20 protein-coding genes are annotated in these 18,811 nt (G+C 42.7%); 18 read left to right on the forward strand and 2 right to left on the reverse strand.

What is annotated here, in order from left to right; all coding sequences use genetic code 11:
- The first annotated feature begins 149 nt into the window (after positions 1 to 149).
- From pnp to BKL49_RS12285, 5 genes are all read left to right on the forward strand, one after another.
- Entirely contained in the window at positions 150 to 2,279 is a 2,130-nt protein-coding gene (gene pnp / locus BKL49_RS00065; protein WP_077422613.1) for a polyribonucleotide nucleotidyltransferase, read from the forward strand.
- Between the two features lie 84 nt (positions 2,280 to 2,363).
- Positions 2,364 to 3,275: a lipoprotein NlpI gene (gene nlpI, locus BKL49_RS00070; RefSeq protein ID WP_077422614.1), complete on the forward strand. Its 912-nt coding sequence runs from the start codon at positions 2,364 to 2,366 to the stop codon at positions 3,273 to 3,275.
- A gap of 184 nt (positions 3,276 to 3,459) precedes the next feature.
- Positions 3,460 to 5,253 carry a DEAD/DEAH box helicase gene (locus tag BKL49_RS00075; RefSeq protein ID WP_077422615.1) on the forward strand — a complete coding sequence of 598 codons (1,794 nt, stop codon included), beginning with the start codon at positions 3,460 to 3,462 and terminating at the stop codon, positions 5,251 to 5,253.
- A 116-nt stretch (positions 5,254 to 5,369) separates the two neighbouring features.
- Entirely contained in the window at positions 5,370 to 6,791 is a 1,422-nt protein-coding gene (mltF, locus tag BKL49_RS00080; RefSeq protein ID WP_077422616.1) for a membrane-bound lytic murein transglycosylase MltF, read from the forward strand.
- 6 nt (positions 6,792 to 6,797) lie between these two features.
- On the forward strand, positions 6,798 to 6,953 hold the full coding sequence (locus BKL49_RS12285; RefSeq protein WP_158074778.1) for a hypothetical protein: 156 nt from the start codon (positions 6,798 to 6,800) through the stop codon (positions 6,951 to 6,953).
- A gap of 53 nt (positions 6,954 to 7,006) precedes the next feature.
- Here the strand turns inward: BKL49_RS12285 and BKL49_RS00085 are convergent, their stop codons facing one another.
- Entirely contained in the window at positions 7,007 to 7,795 is a 789-nt protein-coding gene (locus BKL49_RS00085; protein ID WP_077422617.1) for an outer membrane protein assembly factor BamD, read from the reverse strand.
- A 111-nt stretch (positions 7,796 to 7,906) separates the two neighbouring features.
- On the opposite strand from BKL49_RS00085, the gene rluD reads away from it, so the two are divergent.
- Together rluD and pgeF are read left to right on the forward strand one after the other, a co-directional pair.
- Positions 7,907 to 8,881 (forward strand): 23S rRNA pseudouridine(1911/1915/1917) synthase RluD, encoded by a 975-nt coding sequence (gene rluD / locus BKL49_RS00090; protein WP_077422618.1) that lies wholly within the window; start codon positions 7,907 to 7,909, stop codon positions 8,879 to 8,881.
- A gap of 1 nt (position 8,882) precedes the next feature.
- Positions 8,883 to 9,617, forward strand: a complete 735-nt coding sequence (pgeF, locus tag BKL49_RS00095) for a peptidoglycan editing factor PgeF (protein ID WP_077422619.1) — start codon at positions 8,883 to 8,885, stop codon at positions 9,615 to 9,617.
- On the opposite strand, the gene mobA is transcribed toward pgeF, so the two are convergent.
- Positions 9,601 to 10,191 carry a molybdenum cofactor guanylyltransferase MobA gene (gene mobA / locus BKL49_RS00100; RefSeq protein WP_077422620.1) on the reverse strand — a complete coding sequence of 197 codons (591 nt, stop codon included), beginning with the start codon at positions 10,189 to 10,191 and terminating at the stop codon, positions 9,601 to 9,603. The genes pgeF and mobA overlap by 17 nt on opposite strands.
- 66 nt (positions 10,192 to 10,257) lie before the next feature.
- Here mobA and BKL49_RS00105 point away from each other — a divergent pair, with 66 nt between their 5' ends.
- The 11 genes from BKL49_RS00105 (at position 10,258) to pdxH (ending at position 18,760) form a co-directional block, all read left to right on the forward strand.
- Entirely contained in the window at positions 10,258 to 10,524 is a 267-nt protein-coding gene (locus tag BKL49_RS00105) for a YihD family protein (protein WP_077422621.1), read from the forward strand.
- Between the two features lie 9 nt (positions 10,525 to 10,533).
- Complete coding sequence (gene dsbA / locus BKL49_RS00110) at positions 10,534 to 11,139, forward strand: thiol:disulfide interchange protein DsbA (RefSeq protein ID WP_077422622.1); 606 nt, start codon at positions 10,534 to 10,536, stop codon at positions 11,137 to 11,139.
- A 55-nt stretch (positions 11,140 to 11,194) separates the two neighbouring features.
- Positions 11,195 to 11,530, forward strand: coding sequence for a MaoP family protein (locus BKL49_RS00115; RefSeq protein ID WP_077422623.1), 336 nt, complete (start codon positions 11,195 to 11,197; stop codon positions 11,528 to 11,530).
- Between the two features lie 126 nt (positions 11,531 to 11,656).
- On the forward strand, positions 11,657 to 12,748 hold the full coding sequence (gene trmA, locus BKL49_RS00120) for a tRNA (uridine(54)-C5)-methyltransferase TrmA (RefSeq protein WP_077422764.1): 1,092 nt from the start codon (positions 11,657 to 11,659) through the stop codon (positions 12,746 to 12,748).
- Positions 12,730 to 13,503 carry a class I SAM-dependent methyltransferase gene (locus tag BKL49_RS00125; protein WP_077422624.1) on the forward strand — a complete coding sequence of 258 codons (774 nt, stop codon included), beginning with the start codon at positions 12,730 to 12,732 and terminating at the stop codon, positions 13,501 to 13,503. The genes trmA and BKL49_RS00125 overlap by 19 nt, the downstream gene beginning before the upstream one ends.
- A complete protein-coding gene (locus tag BKL49_RS00130; RefSeq protein WP_077422625.1) occupies positions 13,497 to 13,931 on the forward strand; it encodes a SoxR reducing system RseC family protein in 435 nt (144 codons plus the stop codon). Before BKL49_RS00125 ends, BKL49_RS00130 begins: the two co-directional genes overlap by 7 nt.
- Positions 13,932 to 13,943: 12 nt before the next feature.
- Positions 13,944 to 14,096, forward strand: a complete 153-nt coding sequence (locus BKL49_RS12405; RefSeq protein WP_208607790.1) for a hypothetical protein — start codon at positions 13,944 to 13,946, stop codon at positions 14,094 to 14,096.
- 302 nt (positions 14,097 to 14,398) lie between these two features.
- Positions 14,399 to 14,923, forward strand: a complete 525-nt coding sequence (gene mobB / locus BKL49_RS00135; RefSeq protein ID WP_077422626.1) for a molybdopterin-guanine dinucleotide biosynthesis protein B — start codon at positions 14,399 to 14,401, stop codon at positions 14,921 to 14,923.
- Positions 14,920 to 16,311, forward strand: coding sequence for an MDR family MFS transporter (locus BKL49_RS00140; protein WP_077422765.1), 1,392 nt, complete (start codon positions 14,920 to 14,922; stop codon positions 16,309 to 16,311). The genes mobB and BKL49_RS00140 overlap by 4 nt, the downstream gene beginning before the upstream one ends.
- Positions 16,312 to 16,429: 118 nt before the next feature.
- Positions 16,430 to 18,070, forward strand: coding sequence for an ABC transporter substrate-binding protein (locus BKL49_RS00145; protein ID WP_077422627.1), 1,641 nt, complete (start codon positions 16,430 to 16,432; stop codon positions 18,068 to 18,070).
- Between the two features lie 57 nt (positions 18,071 to 18,127).
- Positions 18,128 to 18,760 carry a pyridoxamine 5'-phosphate oxidase gene (gene pdxH / locus BKL49_RS00150; RefSeq protein WP_077422628.1) on the forward strand — a complete coding sequence of 211 codons (633 nt, stop codon included), beginning with the start codon at positions 18,128 to 18,130 and terminating at the stop codon, positions 18,758 to 18,760.
- Positions 18,761 to 18,811: the final 51 nt, after the last annotated feature.

The raw sequence follows: 18,811 nt of genomic DNA on the forward strand, positions 1-18,811 counted from the left end.
AATACGCCCCGCTTTATTTTCTGTATTAGCGTGCGGCTATCAAAAGAAATTTTCGTTGACAAAAGTGCGGTCAATTTTTTCAAAGATTTCTTTTGTTAGTCGCAATCTGGAAAATAGAGCATTGTTTGTAAATATAGAAGGAAAACATTGTGAATCCAATTGTTAAACAGTTTAAATACGGTCAACATACCGTAACATTAGAAACCGGTGCGATTGCGCGTCAAGCCACCGCTGCGGTAATGGCGAGTATGGACGACACCACCGTGTTTGTGACCGTGGTTGCCAAAAAAGAGGTAAAAGAAGGGCAAGATTTCTTCCCATTAACGGTGAACTACCAAGAACGTACTTACGCCGCAGGCCGTATTCCGGGTGGCTTCTTTAAACGTGAGGGTCGTCCGTCTGAAGGTGAAACCTTAATCGCCCGTTTGATTGACCGTCCAATTCGTCCATTATTCCCTGAAGGTTTCTTCAATGAAATTCAAGTAGTGGCAACGGTGGTTTCGGTAAATCCACAAATCAGCCCGGATTTAGTGGCAATGATTGGTGCGTCTGCCGCCCTTTCATTATCAGGCGTGCCATTTAACGGCCCTATCGGTGCTGCCCGTGTTGGTTTTATCAACAATCAATTTGTGTTAAACCCAACGATGGCGGAGCAAAAACAAAGTCGTTTGGATTTAGTCGTGGCAGGGACAGATAAAGCCGTGTTAATGGTGGAATCGGAAGCGGATATTTTAACGGAAGAACAAATGTTATCTGCCGTGGTGTTCGGTCATCAACAGCAACAAGTGGTGATTGAAGCCATTAAAGAATTAGTGGCGGAAGCCGGTAAACCGCGTTGGGATTGGGTTGCCCCTGAGCCAAATACCGATTTAATCAACAAAGTGAAAGCCATTGCAGAAGCCCGTTTAGACGATGCTTATCGTATCACTGAAAAACAAACCCGTTATGAACAAATTGATGCGATTAAAGCCGATGTGATTGCGCAAATTACCGCAGAAGATGAAGAAATCAGCGAAGGTAAAATTGTTGATATTTTCACCGCACTTGAAAGCCAAATCGTGCGTGGTCGTATTATTGCAGGTGAACCACGCATTGACGGCCGTACCGTAGATACAGTGCGCGCATTGGATATTTGCACTGGTGTGTTGCCACGTACTCACGGTTCGGCGATTTTTACCCGCGGTGAAACTCAAGCATTGGCGGTAGCGACTTTAGGTACCGAGCGTGATGCACAAATTATTGATGAATTGACCGGCGAACGTTCCGATCACTTCTTATTCCACTACAACTTCCCACCGTATTCTGTGGGTGAAACCGGTATGATCGGTTCACCAAAACGCCGTGAAATCGGTCATGGTCGTTTGGCAAAACGTGGTGTTGCGGCGGTAATGCCAAGCCTTGCAGAGTTCCCTTATGTGGTACGTGTGGTATCTGAAATTACAGAATCTAACGGTTCTTCTTCAATGGCATCCGTGTGTGGTGCTTCCCTTGCGTTAATGGATGCCGGTGTGCCAATTAAAGCGGCAGTTGCCGGTATTGCAATGGGCTTGGTGAAAGAAGAAGATAAATTCGTGGTACTTTCCGATATTCTCGGTGATGAAGATCACTTAGGTGATATGGACTTTAAAGTTGCCGGTACGCGTGAAGGGGTTACCGCACTTCAAATGGACATCAAAATTGAGGGAATTACCCCTGAAATTATGCAAATCGCCTTAAACCAAGCGAAAAGTGCGCGTATGCATATTCTTGGCGTGATGGAACAAGCCATTCCGGCACCAAGAGCAGAAATTTCCGACTACGCACCGCGTATCCACACAATGAAAATCGATCCGAAGAAAATCAAAGATGTGATCGGTAAAGGTGGTGCAACAATCCGTGCATTAACCGAAGAAACCGGTACTTCCATTGATATTGATGATGACGGCACAGTGAAAATTGCCGCTGTGGATAACAATGCAGCGAAAAATGTAATGGCTCGCATTGAAGAAATCGTGGCAGAAGTTGAAGCCGGTGCGATCTACAAAGGTAAAGTCACCCGCCTTGCGGATTTTGGTGCGTTTGTGGCTATCGTGGGCAACAAAGAAGGTTTGGTTCACATTTCACAAATCGCAGAAGAGCGTGTAGAAAAAGTGAGTGATTACCTTCAACTTGGTCAAGAAGTCAATGTGAAAGTGGTAGAAATCGATCGCCAAGGTCGTATTCGCTTAACAATGAAAGACTTAGCGCCAAAACAAGAAAGCGAAATTCATCAAGAAAATTCTGCACCGGAGCAAGAATAATCTTGGTAAACCTCATCAAAACTTGGTGGCTGAGCCATCAAGTTTTGTTCTTTCCAACAAACCATTGGCACAAAAAGAAAGCAAATGCAGTGTTTTCGATTTTTTCACCATTCTTTAGTTTATTTATTTAGCTTATGTGCGGTGTTATTTCTTGCAGGCTGTGTTCAGTCCGGAAATGTTTTTGTGTCTAAAAATCGGGTGATACTTGCCGAACAAAATCCCAACGCTCACTTTGAGCAAGAAGTGATGATTGTGCGGATTAGCCAAGTATTGCTGGTTGGAAAAATGAGTAATGAAGAACGTGCTTCATTACATTTTGAACGTGGCGTACTGTACGATTCCCTCGGATTGTGGGGACTTGCACGCTACGATTTTACCCAAGCCCTCGCATTGCAGCCGAAAATGGCTTCCGTGTATAACTATTTAGGGCTTTACTTATTGCTTGAAGAAGACTACGACAGTGCATTAGAAACCTTTAATGTGGTGTTTGAATTGGATTCAGGCTATGACTATACCCACCTTAATCGTGGTTTAAATTTTTATTATGTAGGACGTTATAACCTTGCCGAGCAAGATTTCTTACAGTTCTACCAAGCCGATACAAAAGATCCTTACCGTGTCTTATGGCTGTATCTGAACGAACAAAAATTAAAACCACAAGAAGCCCGTATAAACCTTGTTGAACGAGCAAAAGGGCTATCAAAGGACTTCTGGGGTACAAACATCGTTCAATATTACTTAGGACATATTTCTTTAGAAGAACTGCAACAACGTGCCGGCGAATTTGCTGAAAACGCCCAACAATATGCAGAAATTTTAACGGAAACCTATTTTTATCTGGCAAAACAAAAACTCAGTCAAGGGCTGGTGGATGAGGCTGCGGCATTATTCAAACTGGCAATGGCGAATCAGGTTTATAATTTTGTTGAATATCGTTTTTCTTCTTTTGAGCTGATGAAATTAAAACCGGTTCAAACGGAAAATGAAAAAAGATAAAAGTGCGGTCATAAAAATGCTGATTTTATAAATATTGCAATATGAGAGTAGGAACGCCACACCGGCATCCTGCCTTTCTACCCAAAATCAACCGCACTTTATGTGAACAGATGAACCATTCATCACGCACAGACTAATAACCCGAAAGCCACTGAGTTTTCCTTATTTATATTCGAGTATTTTAATGACTGACAAAATCACTTTTAATGACTTAGGCTTGCCTGAGTTTATCTTAAAAGCCGTTTCAGACTTAGGTTTTGAAACCCCTTCTCCAATTCAACAAGCCTGTATCCCACATTTGCTAAACGGCAATGATGTATTGGGTATGGCACAAACCGGTAGCGGAAAAACCGCGGCATTCGCTTTGCCTCTTTTGGCGCAAATTGATACGGCAAAAAAACACCCGCAAATGTTGGTGATGGCACCCACCCGTGAGCTTGCCATTCAAGTGGCGGATGCTTGTGAACAATTTGTAAAACACGCACACGGCACACGCATTGTAACGCTTTACGGCGGTCAACGTTATGACATTCAACTGCGTGCATTAAAACAAGGTGCGCAAGTGGTGGTGGGAACACCGGGACGTATTCTCGATCATATCCGCCGTGGCACGTTAGATTTATCCGAACTTCGTTTTATCGTCCTTGATGAAGCCGATGAAATGTTACGTATGGGCTTTATTGATGATGTGGAAACGGTGATGGCGGAATTACCGGAAGATCACCAAACCGCACTTTTCTCCGCCACAATGCCTGAGCCAATCCGCCGCATTACAAAACGTTTTATGAACGATCCGAAAGAGGTGAAGATCAAGGTTAGCAATGAAAATGCACCGGATATTGAACAAAGTTGTTGGTATGTACACGGCGTACGAAAAAATGAAGCCCTACTTCGCTTCTTGGAAGTGGAAGATTTTGATGCGGCGATTATCTTTGCCCGCACCAAAACCGCAACATTGGATATTACCGAATTACTTGAGAAAAACGGTTTCCGTTCAGCCGCACTCAACGGGGATATGACCCAACAATTACGGGAACAAACCCTCGATCGTCTACGTAACGGCAGTCTTGATATTGTGGTGGCAACAGATGTGGCGGCACGCGGAATTGATATTGAACGTATCAGCTTAGTGGTCAATTATGATATTACCCTTGATGCGGAATCTTACATTCACCGTATTGGCCGTACCGGTCGTGCCGGTCGTTCCGGTCGTGCATTATTGTTTGTTGAACCGCGTGAACGCCGTTTACTCGGCAACATTGAACGTTTAATGAAAAAACCAATCAATGAAGTGGAGTTGCCGAATCATTTAGTGTTGCAAGAATGTCGCCGTAAGAAATTTGTGGCGAAAATAACCAAACAACTTGAGCATCACGATTTGGAACAATATCGCAGCTTGTTAGAGGATTTGTTCACAGCTGATCAAGATCAAGAAGATATTGCGGCAGCAATGTTGATGTTACTGCAAGGCAAACAAAAACTTATCCTTCCGCCGGATCCTCCAATGGAAAAACGCCGCCGTAATGAACGTGATCGCCGTGAAAATCCACGTTCTGCAGAACGCCGTGGCGAACGCAAAGGCTATGGCAATCCACAACCAATGGATTTATATCGTATTGAAGTAGGTAGAATGGATGGGGTAGAAGTGCGTCATATCGTGGGGGCGATTGCAAACGAAGGCGATATTAATAGCCGTTATATTGGTCATATCAAACTTTATGATGATCATTCCACCGTAGAACTTCCACAAGGAATGCCAAAAGAATTACTTCAACAATTTGGCAAAACCCGAGTGTTGAATAAACAAATGCAAATGTCATTTCTTGGTGCGGTGAAATCCGATAATCACCGTGGTGGAGATGATTTTGGCGGCAAACGCCGCGGCGGTCGTGGTCGCAATGAGCGTGGTGAGCGTAAATTTAACGAAAAAAACAACCGCACTTTTAGCGAAAAATCCCGCCGGGATCGCCGTAGTTAAAACAGCACATCCATCATCACAAGCCTCTTGAGTATCTGCTCAAGGGGCTTTTTATTGTCTATCCGTAAAATTCCCGCTACAATCCCCCCCTCATTTACAAAACAGGATAAGATGATTTGAAAGGCTTATTTTTACGCATCATTGCCGCTTTTGCCTTATTACTTTGGGCAATTGATATGGTTTTCCCTTGGCAAAAAATAATGCAATCGGAAGAAAATCATTATGCTGCCATTCAATCCCGTGGCAGCTTGATTGTCGGCACCATCAATAATCCGATTTATTATTTTATCGGTGCTGAGGGGGAATCCGGTTTGGAATACGAATTGGCGAAAAGTTTTGCCGATTATTTAGGCGTAAAACTGGAAATCAAAACCCTTGAAAATACGGACGCACTTTTTCACGCGCTTGAAACAAACCAAATTGATTTTGCGGCGGCAAATTTGCTTTTTCATCCCAAATGGGTCGAGCAATTTCAAATCGGCCCTGCCTATACTTCTGCCTCTTGGCAGTTGGTTTATCAAAAAGGGGAAAATCGCCCCCGCGATTTAAGCCAAGTACAAAAAGAAATCATCATTTCCGGTGGGGAAGAACTGGATCAGTTATTAACACAATTTCAGAAAAAATATCCCAACTTAACGTGGAAAACCAATAAACAGCTCACCCAAGAGGAGTTATTAATACAGGTAGCGGAAGGGAAAATTCCCTATACCATTGCAAATTCTATTGATGTGGCAACAGCGCAACAAATTCGCCCAAGTCTTGCCATCGCCTTTGATTTGACGGATGAAGCCAGTATGCATTGGTATCTTGCCAACAATTCTTACAATGAATTACAGGCTGCCTTATTGGATTTTATGAATAATGCCTTGGATAGTGGGTTAATTGATCGGATTGAGGAAAAATATTTTCGCCATATTGCACAATTTGATTATGTGGACAGCCGTGCTTATTTAGAGGCGATCGAGAAAATTCTTCCGCAATATCAACCGCTCTTTGAAAAACACAAAGGCGAATTGGACTGGCGATTGCTAGCCGCCGTGGCATATCAAGAATCCCATTGGAATCCCGATGCAACTTCACCGACAGGTGTGCGTGGAATGATGATGCTCACCAAAGATACGGCAGAAAGAATGAAAATTAGCAATCGAACCGATCCCGAGCAAAGTATCAAAGCCGGTTCGGAATATTTACACTGGTTGATTGCACAAATGCCGGACAGTATTCCGCAAGAAGACCGTATTTGGTACGCCCTTGCCGCCTATAATATGGGATTGGGACACGTGGTAGATGTACGCCGTTTAACCAAACGTTTAGGCGGCAATCCCGATAATTGGCTTGATGTAAAAAATAACCTGCCCTTGTTGGCGGAAAAGCGTCATTATAACAATCTGAAATATGGCTACGCGCGGGGTTATGAAGCCTATCAATATGTTGAAAATATCCGCCGTTATATGAACAGCATTGTGAATTATCACCGTGTGCAGGAAAATCAAAACAACAATGAGCTTGAAAGTGCGGTCAAAAATAATCAAGAATAGGAGAAAATGAAAATGTTAAAACGCAAAACCTTTTTAAAGAAAGTAAAATCACGAGATATTTCCGCTTCACGTAACTTACGTTTAAGACGATTAAAACATCGCAAACAAAAACAATTTGAACGCCACGCAATGCAATTTGTTGTACAAGAAATTTGCTGTTAGTTTAAACATAAAACAAAACCCCGATTAATATCGGGGTTTTTCTTCGTAACTTCTTATTTTGCGGTCGGTAGAATTAATTCTGAATCTTCCGGTTTTTTCACATCGGCAAATTTTTTGTCTTTATTCGCATCAATGATTTGTTGCGTTTGATTTACCAGTGTTTCTAAGCCCATTTTTTGATAAGCATCACGCATAAAGAAAAGGGCTTCGTAAGTTGGTTTCGTATCAGGGTATAACTGCAACATTCCCACTACACGGTTGGCAACTGCCACATCTGCATTGCGTTTTGCGTAGAATTTTACAATGTCTAATTCGTGGCGGGCTAAAGAATCTTTAATATACGCCATACGTGCCAAAGCATCTTGAGAATAAGGGCTATTTGGGAAGGCACGTACTAAACTTTGGAAGTTAGAGAAAGCGGTTTTTAAGGATTTGGTTTCACGGGTTGCACGATCAATACCAAAGAAATCTTGAATCGCATTGTCTGCCGTTGCCGCATTGGTTAAACCTGCCATATACACGGCGTAATCACGATTCGTACTTTGTGGGAACTGATTTAAAAAGCTATCTACCGTTACCAACACTGCCGTATAATCTTGCGATTTATAATACGCATAGATTAAATCCAACATTGCCTGTTCTTGATAAACACTCCCCGGAAAACGTTCGGTTGCCGCTGTTAGATAACGAATGGCATCGGCATAGCCGCCTTCTTGCAATGAAGTAGCCCCTTTATTATAAAGTTCATCAACAGAGGCTTGCTCCACCGCCTTATTACCGCTTGAACAACCGACTGCAAATGCCGTCAATGCAAGCAATACCAATGATTTCATTTTACGCATTGTTTTTTCCTTAATTTTTACGAAAACCAATAAATAAGATACAATTAGCCCACATTTTATAGAACATTGCTGAATAAGCCAACTTTTTAAACCTATTGAGATAAATTTTTTATGCCGCAAATTACCCTTTCCGCTGAAGTTCTGCCCAGCCAAATGGGACAGCGTTTAGACCAAACCCTCGCCGAGTTGTTCCCTGAATATTCCCGTTCCCGCCTAAAAACTTGGATTGAAGCAGATCGGGTGAAAATGAATGATCGTCTTGCCAATATTCCGCGTGAAAAAGTGCTGGGGGGGGAGCAAATTGAGATTGTGGTGGAAGTCGAAGATGAAACCCGTTTTGAAGCGGAGAATATCCCACTCAATATTGTGTATGAAGACGACCATATTATTGTGATTAATAAACCTAAAGATCTCGTGGTTCACCCCGGCGCAGGCAATCCTAACGGCACCGTGCTTAATGCGTTGCTTTATCATTACCCACCCATTGCGGAAGTTCCCCGTGCCGGTATTGTTCATCGTTTGGATAAAGACACCACCGGATTAATGGTGGTTGCCAAAACCATTCCGGCTCAAACCAAATTGGTGCGGGATTTGCAAAAACGTAAAATTACACGGGAATATGAAGCCGTTGCTTCCGGCATTATGACAAAAGGCGGCACAGTGGATCAGCCAATGGCACGCCACGCAACGAAACGCACGCTAATGGCGGTACACCCAATGGGAAAACCTGCCGTAACGCACTACCGCATTATGGAAAATTATCGCAATTACACCCGCCTACGTTTGCGTTTAGAAACCGGGAGAACGCACCAAATTCGTGTTCATATGGCACATATTGCCCATCCGCTATTGGGCGATCAAACCTACGGCGGTCGTCCCCGCCCACCTAAAAATGCAAGTGAAAACTTTATGGCAGTGCTACGCAATTTCAAACGCCAAGCCTTGCACGCGGTGATGTTACGCTTGGCACATCCCATCACGGGGGAAATGATGGAATGGTATGCGCCCCTGCCGGATGATTTTGTCCAATTACTTGAAGCTTTAAAAGCCGACTATATTGAACACAAAGAGGAATTGGACTACTAAAATGAATGCGATCTTCCCTCACTGGCCGGTTGCGGCAAATATCCACGCCTTCACCACCACCCGCACAGGTGGTGTAAGCCTTGCCCCTTTTGATAGTTTTAATTTAGGCGATCACGTGGGCGATGAAAAAAGTGCGGTCAAAACCAACCGCACTTTATTGGTGGAAAAATTCAATCTGCCACAATCCCCTTTATTTTTGAACCAAACGCATAGCACACGCGTTATTCGCTTGCCTTATGGTGGAAATAATATTGAAGCGGATGCGGTTTACGCTAATCAACGAAATCAAGTGTGTGCCGTGATGACCGCCGATTGTTTGCCGGTGCTTTTCACCACCAAACAAGGCGATGAAGTTGCCGCCGCGCACGCAGGTTGGCGTGGATTGTGCGATGGCATTTTGGAAGAAACCGTGAAATGCTTTCAAGCCAATCCACAAGATATTTGGGTGTGGTTAGGACCTGCAATCGGCCCTAATGCCTTTCAAGTGGGGAAAGAAGTTGTTGAACAATTTATGGCGTTTGATCCGCTCGCCGAAACGGCGTTTAACGCCGATCCTTCACAAGAGAAAAAATACCTTGGCAATCTTTATCAACTCGCCACGCAACGTCTCAATAAACTGGGTATCACCCATATTTTTGGGGGAGAACATTGCACCTTTAATGAAAAAGCGTTGTTTTTTTCTTATCGCCGAGAAGGGAAAACAGGCAGAATGGCAAGTGTTATTTGGTTTGATTAAGGTAATGCGATTGCAACTCTGCCAAGGTATTAAAATTTAAAAATTGTCCTTCATTTTGATTAAATTTTACGGCAATTCCGCCATTTTCCCGCATAAATTGCAGTAGTCGGCGTTCTCCACCGGCAAGGTAACGCCGCAATTTATCCTTTAATGATACCGACATTAAACAAAAAGTCGGATGTTCACGTTGTTCATCCACCGCATAGGCAATTAAAGTGCGGTCATTTTTCAGAGGGTTTTTGAGTTTTTCGAGCAGATTTTGAGGAAAGAAAGGACTATCACAAGGCACAAATAGGACAAAATCGGAATTCGCCCGTTCCAACGCTGTCAACATTCCGCTTAATGGCCCTTGAAAATCAGGCAATTCATCGGCAAACACGGGAAAACCGAATTTGGCATAGTCATTATGATGTCGGTTGGCATTAATGGAAATCGCCTGAATTTGCCCTTGTAAATTTTCAATCACATACTGAATCAAAGGCTTTCCGTTTAAAACTTGCAAACCTTTGTCCCGTCCTTCCATTCGGCGTGCTTTTCCACCGGCTAAAATAACCGCACTTATTGTGATTGTCATATTTTCTTCTCTCTCTATTTCAAGTATGATCCAGCCTTATTTTTCTACATAGAAAAGGAAATAGCAATGAAATGCAAGCGTTTAAACGAAGTATTGGAACTTTTACAACCCTATTGGTCTAAAGCACCCGATTTGAGTCTAATGCAAATTTTACAAAAAATTGCGGAGGAATCCGGCTTCGACAAGCCTTTAACGGAATTAACCGATGAAGTGATTATTTATCAGTTAAAAATGGATGGTACGGATAAGCACGAACCGATTCCGGGGATCAAAAAAGACTACGAAGACGATTTTAAAACAGCGATCTTAAAAGCGCGTGGCATTATCAAATAAGGAGATCAAATGAAAAAATTTTTATTGGCATTAGGGGCTTTCATTTCTGTCAACGCTTTTGCCGTAGATTTGCAAGAAGGTAAACAATATATCCAAGTGAGCCAACAGGCAGTGCCGCAACAAGAAGTGATTGAATTTTTCTCTTTCTATTGTCCGCATTGTTATGCCTTTGAAATGGAATACAAAATTCCACAACAGGTGGAAGAAAGTTTACCTAAAGAGGTTTCGTTTAAACAATATCACGTCAATTTCTTAGGCGGTCAATCAGAAAATTTAACCCGTGCTTGGGCATTGGCAATGGCATTAGGTGCGGAAAGCAAAGTCAAAGCCCCATTATTTGAAGCCGCACAAAAAAATAGTTTGAAATCAATGGATGATATTCGTGCGATTTTCTTAGAAAACGGCATTACCGCCGAACAATTTGACGGTGGCATTAATAGCTTTGCCGTGAATGGCTTGGTGAAAAAACAAGTGAATGCTGCCGATCAATTCAATGTGCGTGGCGTGCCGGATTTTTATGTCAATGGCAAATTCCGTGTGAATCCGGAAGGCTTGAATTACGATGATTTCGTGAAGGATTATGTGGAAACCGTAAAAGGTTTATTGCAAAAATAACGAAAAATTGGTTTAATGCCCGCCGTTTTTACTAAATGAAAAAAGAGAGATGATTATGGCTGCAAGTTTCAGTGTTACCCGTCGTTTTTTTGACGACAAAAACTATCCGCGCGGATTTTCACGTCACGGTGATTACACCATTAAAGAATCACAAGTGCTTGAACAATATGGTCAAGCGTTCAAAGCCTTAGATTTGGGCGAACGTAAACCGGTAACAAAGGAAGAAAAAGAATTTGTTGCATTCTGTCGTGGAGAAAGAACACCGGAGACTTTTTTTGAAAAAACGTGGAATAAATATCGTACCCGTATCAACACCACCAAACGTGTTTACACCTTATCGGGTGATGTAACCGAGGCAGCCTCCGGCGGTGAAGATTATTCCGGCGAATAAGACCCCATCATCAAGGCAGGCGGAAGTCTGCCTTTTGTTTTATCTTCCTTCCCTCTGCTTGCAATGCCTATTTCTGCAAAATGAAGGGAAAAAATAACCAATATTGACAATTCAAATACAGTGCAAATGCGATTACCCATTTCCCAATACTGCGAACTTTTACAAAAAAAACAGGAAAAATTGACCGCACTTTTGCGTCCCTTTAATGCACCGGACATTCAGGTTTTTGATTCGCCAACCGCCCATTATCGTATGCGGGCGGAATTTCGTATTTGGCACGAGCAAGGCGATTTTTATCATATTATGTTCGATCAAAAGACACGCCAACGCTACCGTGTCGATGAATTTCCTATCGCAAGCGAACTGATAAATCGAATGATGAAAGTCTTGTTGCCTTTACTAAAAGAACAAGACATTTTGCACAAGAAATTATTTCAAATCGATTATCTCAGCACATTAAGCAACAAAATTATTGTGAGCCTGCTCTATCACAAAGCCCTTTCGGCAGAATGGCAAAGTGCGGCGCAAGCCTTAAAAAATCAACTGATTGAACAAGGCTTTGACGTGCAACTGATTGGTCGGGCGAGCAAACAAAAGATCTGTTTGGATCAAGATTATGTGGATGAAATCCTGCCCGTGGCAGGGCGTGATTATGTATATCGCCAAGTGGAAAATAGCTTCACTCAGCCGAATGCGGAGGTGAATTGTAAAATGTTGGAATGGGCGGTGGATTGCACCAAAAACAGCGTAGGGGATTTATTGGAACTCTATTGTGGCAACGGCAATTTTTCGATCGCCTTGGCACAAAATTTCCGTAAAGTGTTGGCAACCGAAATTGCCAAACCTTCCGTGGCGGCGGCGCAATTTAATATCGCCGAAAATGGGGTGGATAATTTACAAATTATCCGAATGTCGGCGGAAGAATTTACTCAAGCAATGAATGGCGTGCGTGAATTTAATCGTTTGAAAGGCATTGATTTAACATCTTACCAATGCAATACCATTTTTGTTGATCCGCCTCGTGCAGGGCTTGATCCCGATACGGTGAAATTGGTGCAAAATTATGATCGCATTTTGTATATTTCCTGCAATCCTCATACATTGTGCGATAACTTGATCGCTCTTACGAAAACCCATCGTATTGAAAAAGCGGCATTGTTCGATCAATTCCCTTACACAGATCATATGGAAAGCGGCGTATGGCTGATTCGCAAGTAAAAATCTGCCTGATTTCCGAATCTTCACAAAAAACGTGGACAGATTTGAGCGCACTTTGTGAACCCCTTGGCATTGTGCATTGTGCGGAAAGCCCCCTTGCCTTAGTGCAAACGGACGATCGTTTAGAATTGCGTAAACTTGATGAACCCAAACTAGGGGCGGTGTATGTGGATTTTGTCGGTGGCGCAATGGCTCATCGCCGTAAATTTGGTGGTGGTCGGGGGGAGGCGATCGCCAAGGCGGTAGGCGTAAAAGGCAACGAACTGCCCCGCGTGATTGATGCAACCGCAGGATTGGGGCGTGATGCCTTTGTGCTGGCAAGCATTGGTTGTCGGGTTTGTTTGGTGGAACGTCATCCCGTTGTTCGCCTGTTATTACAGGACGGTTTACATCGTGCCTATTTGGATGAAGAAATTGGTGCAATGTTGCAACAAAATTTGCGTTTACTCGCGGTAAATCATATTAATGAATTGAACCCTAAAACAGACTTTGCGGATGTGGTGTATCTTGATCCGATGTATCCCCATAAGCAAAAATCCGCCTTAGTGAAAAAGGAAATGCGGGTATTTCAACATTTGGTTGGGGCGGATTTGGATGCCGATGAATTGCTTGCTCCCGCCTTGCAACTGGCAGCTAAACGAGTGGTGGTAAAACGCCCCGACTATGCGGAATTTCTTTGCCAAAAACAACCGCACTTTAGTCGGGAAACCAAAAATCATCGCTTTGATATTTATCGGGGAGAAGCCGAATGTTAAAAGAAAGTGCGGTCGTTATCGGTTATGAAAACGGTATTGCAAAAGTAAAATGCCAATCGCAAAGTGCTTGCGGGCAATGCGCGGCAAAAAATAGCTGTGGGACTTCCTCTCTGTCAGAACTCAACGGCAAACGGGGAGAACATATTTTCAAGGTGGAAAGCCTAATGCCGTTGCGTGAAGGTCAAATCGTTGAAATTGGTTTAAAAGAAAAATCAATGCTCCTTTCCGCTTTATTGATGTATATTGTGCCGTTAATGACACTCCTGATCTCAACATTGATTTCCGATTATATCAGTCAAAATGAAATCATTCGGGCAACCTTAATTTTTTTGTTAACGCTCTTTTCTTTCTTTTTCGTAAAAAACTATACACAAAAATTAGACCAACAAACCGAATTTCAACCGGTGTTATTGCGAGTGTTATCCTAAACTCTAGGCTATGTGGCAAAAGTTGCTATTCCGGGAATGCCTGTGATACTCTACGGCGAGCAATTTCCTTCTTTTAAAGTCTTAAATATTGGTGCTTTACTTGTTATTGTTTATGTCTTTTTAGCTATGGGGCGTATCTTTCGTCAACTATCGGAGAAAAAATAATATGTGGCTTACAATTGGTCTTGGCATTGTAGCTGTTCTTTCCATTGCCGCTTTTATTTTTGCCAACTATGCGGCAAAAAATTCTTAATTTAGTAATGGTGCGTATTTTTAGTTAGTTAGCTGAGGATAAATAATATGTGGTTTACGATTGGTCTTGGTTTGATTGCGGCAATTGGCATTGCTGGTCTTATTTTTGCAAATTATGCAGCAAAAAATTCTTAATAAATTAAACATAGCCCCCGAGTTTTCGGGGGTTTTACTTTTTCAAACATAAAAAGTGCGGTCAATTTAAGGTGATTTTTATGAACACGCCAGTTCCTTTACTTGGCATTACCGGTTATAGCGGTAGCGGCAAAACAACACTGCTGGAAAAATTGCTTCCTGAGCTTATTTCACGCGGGATTCGGATTTCGGTGATCAAACATAGCCATCATAATACGCAGGTGGATAAAGCAGGTAAAGATAGCTGGCGGATGAAAGAAGCCGGTTCGGCACAAGTGATTTTAGCCTGCGATGATCGCTGGGCGATGATGACTGAAACCCTTGAGCCTACCTCACTGAATTATTTGGCGCAGCAGTTTGATCCTCAATTAACGGATTTGGTGTTGGTGGAGGGATTTAAACAGGAACCGATCCCTAAAATTCTTTTACATCGTCAAGAAATGCCAAAGCCATTGCCGGAAATTGATGAAAATGTCTTGGCAATCGCAACCAATTATTCCCTTGAAACCGACCGCACTTTGTTGGATATTAATCATATTCCGCAAATTGCCGATTTTATTGAACAATTTTTATTGAAATGGCACAACACAATCAAAACAAAATGACCGAAAACCGAAATTATCAAGGTTTGGCTTGGGTTGCCGCAATGGCATTTTTTATGCAAGGGCTTGATTCAACGATTTTAAATACCGCCTTACCGGCAATTTCCGTAGATTTACACAAGCCGGCGTTTGAAATGGAAATGGCGATTATTGCTTATTCTTTAGCCGTGGCGTTATTTATTCCGCTTACGGCGTGGGCGGCGGCAAAATTTGGCACATTAACGGTTTTTCGTACTTCGGTGTTTACTTTTGTATTAGGCTCGGTTGCTTGTGCTGTTTCACCTAATTTAGAAAGTTTAATTCTGGCTCGTATTTTACAAGGAATCGGCGGTGCATTTATGATGCCGGTGGCACGCCTTGCCATTATTCAATCTGTCCCTAAAAATCAATTGCTCAATGCTTGGAATTTAATGGCAACAGCAGGCTTAATCGGCCCGATTCTTGGGCCAATTCTTGGCGGTTGGTTAGTGATACACACCAGTTGGCATTGGATTTTTTTAATTAATATTCCCATTGGAATGTTAGGCATTTGGGCAGCAGGTATTGTGATGAACAATATCAAAGGCAAAGCGGAAAAACTTGATTGGATCGGTTTTTTACTTTTTGCCCTTGGTTTGGTCGGAGTCACGCTTGGGCTTGATTTACTCAGTGAAAATCAACCTAATGCACCGCTCACCTATGGTTCAATCGCGACCGGTATCGCCTTGTTAATCGTATATTGCTTCTATGCCAAAGGGAATAAACGTGCGATTTTACCCCTTTCCTTATTCCACACGCGAACCTTTCGTTTAGGGATGATTGCTAACTTATTTATTCGTTTATCCAGCTCCGGCATTCCATTTTTATTGCCGTTGATGTTTCAGCTTTCCTTTGGCTTTAGTGCGGAAATGTCCGGTTGGTTATTAGCACCCATCGCATTTATGTCGCTTATTTTCAAAACCTTTATTGGGAAAATCCTGAATAAATTCGGCTATAAACAAACCTTGATTTTTTCTTCATTATTAATGGTGGGGGCGATTATTTCGATGGCGTGGTTAAATCGGCAAACCGCTATCGCTTGGATTGTGTGTAATTTGATGTGGTATGGTGCTTGTATGTCGATGATTTTTACCGCCGTGAATACGCTCACGGTGGGCGATCTGTCCCAACAGCAAGCCGGAGCGGGTGCAACCGTATTAAGCATTATCCAACAAGTGGGAATTGGCTTTGGGATTGCGGTGTCTTCCATTATTTTGAATTTATATCGTCAATATTTAGGCAATGATGAAGCCTTGTTACAGCAGGCATTTAGTTATACCTTTTTAACTTCATCATTGTTTGCGATAGCGTTGATTTGGTCACTTTTCTATTTACACCAAACCGATGGTGATCATTTGCGGAAAAAATCTTAGATCAATTTGTTATAATCAAGACGATTTTTTTATTTTAGGAAAAACGGATTTGCTTATATCTTAGAAAGCATTTCTAACTTAATGGGTTAAGCCTATTTTTACGTAATAAGGAGCAAAAATGAAATTAAAAACCACCCTAACCCTTGCGGCAGCAACATTATTTTTAGCCGCCTGCGATCAATCCGCTTCCGGCGATAAAAATACCCAAGCGGCAGGTTCATCCTCATCAAATAAAACCTTCGTTTACTGCACGGCAAAAGCCCCTTTAGGTTTTAGCCCTGCCCTTGTGATGGAAGGCACCTCTTATAATGCCAGCTCTCAACAGGTGTATAACCGTTTGGTTGAATTTAAAAAAGGCTCTACCGATATTGAGCCTGCGTTGGCAGAAAGCTGGGATATTAGCGATGATGGCTTAACTTATACTTTCCATTTGCGTAAAGGCGTAAAATTCCATACCACCAAAGAATTTACCCCAAGCCGTGATTTTAATGCGGATGATGTTTTATTCTCATTCCAACGTCAGTTAGATCCGAATCATCCTTATCACAATGTTTCAAAAGGAACCTATCCGTATTTCAAAGCGATGAAATTCCCTGATTTATTAAAATCGGTGGAAAAAGTGGATGACAACACCGTCCGCATTACCTTAAACCGCAAAGACGCAACATTTTTAGCAAGCCTTGGTATGGACTTTATTTCTATCTATTCTGCCGAATATGCCGATGCAATGTTAAAAGCCGGCAAACCGGAAACCATTGATAATCGTCCGGTGGGAACAGGGCCTTTCATTTTTGTGGATTACAAAACCGACCAAGCCGCTCAATATGTGGCGAATGAAAATTACTGGAAAGGTCGCACACCGCTTGATCGTTTAGTCATCAGCATTGTGCCGGATGCCACCACCCGTTATGCCAAATTACAAGCAGGCACCTGTGATTTAATCCTGTTCCCGAATGTGGCGGATCTTGCCAAAATGAAAACTGATCCGAAGGTACAACTCTTAGAACAAAAAGGCTTGAATGTGGCATACATCGCCTTTAACACGGAAAAAGCCCCATTTGATAATGTGAAAGTTCGCCAAGCATTGAACTATGCAGTAGATAAAAAAGCGATTATTGAGGCGGTTTACCAAGGAGCAGGCACACCGGCGAAAAACCCATTGCCACCAACAATTTGGAGCTATAACGATGAAATTCAAGAATATCCGTATGATCCTGAAAAAGCGAAACAGCTTTTAGCGGAAGCCGGTTATCCGAACGGTTTTGAAACGGATTTCTGGATTCAACCGGTTGTACGTGCTTCCAATCCAAATCCAAAACGTATGGCTGAACTTGTGATGGCTGATTGGGCGAAAGTGGGCGTAAAAGCCAATCCGGTTACCTATGAATGGGCGGATTATCAAAAACGGGCTAAAGCAGGGGAATTAACTGCAGGGATTTTCGGCTGGTCGGGCGATAACGGTGATCCGGATAACTTCCTCTCTCCATTGTTAGCAAGTGCCAATGCCGGCAATTCTAATTTTGCCCGCTTCAAAAATCCACAATTTGATGCGTTATTAGAAAAAGCCTTGGGATTAACCAACAAAGAAGAACGTGCGGCACTTTATAAACAAGCTCAAGTGATTGCACACGATCAAGCACCGTGGATTCCGGTTGCCCATTCTGTTGGTTTTGCACCACTTAGCCCACGCGTGAAAGGTTATGTTCAAAGCCCATTCGGTTATGATGCCTTTTATGGCGTGAGTGTTGATGAAAAATAATTAATGCGATTCAAGCCCTTGTTTATCAAGGGCTTTTATTTTTTAAAGGAAGGCAAAATGGATTTACATAATATTCGGGAAGAATATCGTAAGCGGGTACTCTCACAGCAAGACTGTCACGAAAATCCCCTTTCACAATTTGAACAATGGATGCAGGAAGCCATTACCGCTCAAGTAAATGAACCGACAGCAATGAATATCGCCACTGTCGATGAAAACGGCAGACCAAGTAGTCGAATGGTGCTATTAAAGGAAGTGAATGAACAGGGTTTTGTATTTTTCACCAATTACCACAGCCACAAAGGGCGCGCCATTAAGAACAATTCCTATGTTGCCCTCACCTTCTTTTGGGCAGAATTGGAACGTCAAGTGCGAATTGAGGGCAAAGCCGTAAAAATTCCGGCGGAGCAATCCGATGCCTATTTTGCCTCTCGTCCTTATACCAGCCGTATTGGTGCTTGGGCGAGTGAACAAAGTGCGGTCATTTCCGGCTATAAATCTTTATTGGCGAAAGCGGCAATGATCGCAGCCAAACATCCAATCAACGTGCCACGTCCCGAACATTGGGGAGGCTATGTGGTGATACCAGATTGCGTGGAATTTTGGCAAGGTCGCCCAAGTCGTTTACACGATCGTATTCGTTATCGAGTTGAAAATAATAAGTGGATTCGTGAACGTCTTTCCCCTTAGTTAAAACAAAGGAAAAACTGACCGCACTTTCGTTGAAATGATCTCCCCATA

Source organism: Rodentibacter myodis (genome assembly GCF_001999305.1).
GTDB classification, from domain to species: Bacteria; Pseudomonadota; Gammaproteobacteria; order Enterobacterales; family Pasteurellaceae; genus Rodentibacter; species Rodentibacter myodis.

Excerpts from the sequence above, each read along its gene's own strand:
- BKL49_RS00105 (WP_077422621.1), top strand. The coding sequence starts at position 10,258 with ATGAAATGCAAGCGTTTAAACGAAGTATTGGAACTTTTACAACCCTAT.
- BKL49_RS00125 (WP_077422624.1), top strand. The coding sequence starts at position 12,730 with ATGGCTGATTCGCAAGTAAAAATCTGCCTGATTTCCGAATCTTCACAA.
- mobB (WP_077422626.1), top strand. The coding sequence starts at position 14,399 with ATGAACACGCCAGTTCCTTTACTTGGCATTACCGGTTATAGCGGTAGC.
- BKL49_RS00140 (WP_077422765.1), top strand. The coding sequence starts at position 14,920 with ATGACCGAAAACCGAAATTATCAAGGTTTGGCTTGGGTTGCCGCAATG.
- pdxH (WP_077422628.1), top strand. The coding sequence starts at position 18,128 with ATGGATTTACATAATATTCGGGAAGAATATCGTAAGCGGGTACTCTCA.
- BKL49_RS00115 (WP_077422623.1), top strand. The coding sequence starts at position 11,195 with ATGGCTGCAAGTTTCAGTGTTACCCGTCGTTTTTTTGACGACAAAAAC.
- BKL49_RS00075 (WP_077422615.1), top strand. The coding sequence starts at position 3,460 with ATGACTGACAAAATCACTTTTAATGACTTAGGCTTGCCTGAGTTTATC.
- mobA (WP_077422620.1), bottom strand. The coding sequence starts at position 10,191 with ATGACAATCACAATAAGTGCGGTTATTTTAGCCGGTGGAAAAGCACGC.
- BKL49_RS12285 (WP_158074778.1), top strand. The coding sequence starts at position 6,798 with ATGAAAATGTTAAAACGCAAAACCTTTTTAAAGAAAGTAAAATCACGA.
- BKL49_RS00130 (WP_077422625.1), top strand. The coding sequence starts at position 13,497 with ATGTTAAAAGAAAGTGCGGTCGTTATCGGTTATGAAAACGGTATTGCA.
- rluD (WP_077422618.1), top strand. The coding sequence starts at position 7,907 with ATGCCGCAAATTACCCTTTCCGCTGAAGTTCTGCCCAGCCAAATGGGA.
- pgeF (WP_077422619.1), top strand. The coding sequence starts at position 8,883 with ATGAATGCGATCTTCCCTCACTGGCCGGTTGCGGCAAATATCCACGCC.
- trmA (WP_077422764.1), top strand. The coding sequence starts at position 11,657 with ATGCGATTACCCATTTCCCAATACTGCGAACTTTTACAAAAAAAACAG.
- BKL49_RS00145 (WP_077422627.1), top strand. The coding sequence starts at position 16,430 with ATGAAATTAAAAACCACCCTAACCCTTGCGGCAGCAACATTATTTTTA.
- dsbA (WP_077422622.1), top strand. The coding sequence starts at position 10,534 with ATGAAAAAATTTTTATTGGCATTAGGGGCTTTCATTTCTGTCAACGCT.
- nlpI (WP_077422614.1), top strand. The coding sequence starts at position 2,364 with ATGCAGTGTTTTCGATTTTTTCACCATTCTTTAGTTTATTTATTTAGC.
- BKL49_RS00085 (WP_077422617.1), bottom strand. The coding sequence starts at position 7,795 with ATGCGTAAAATGAAATCATTGGTATTGCTTGCATTGACGGCATTTGCA.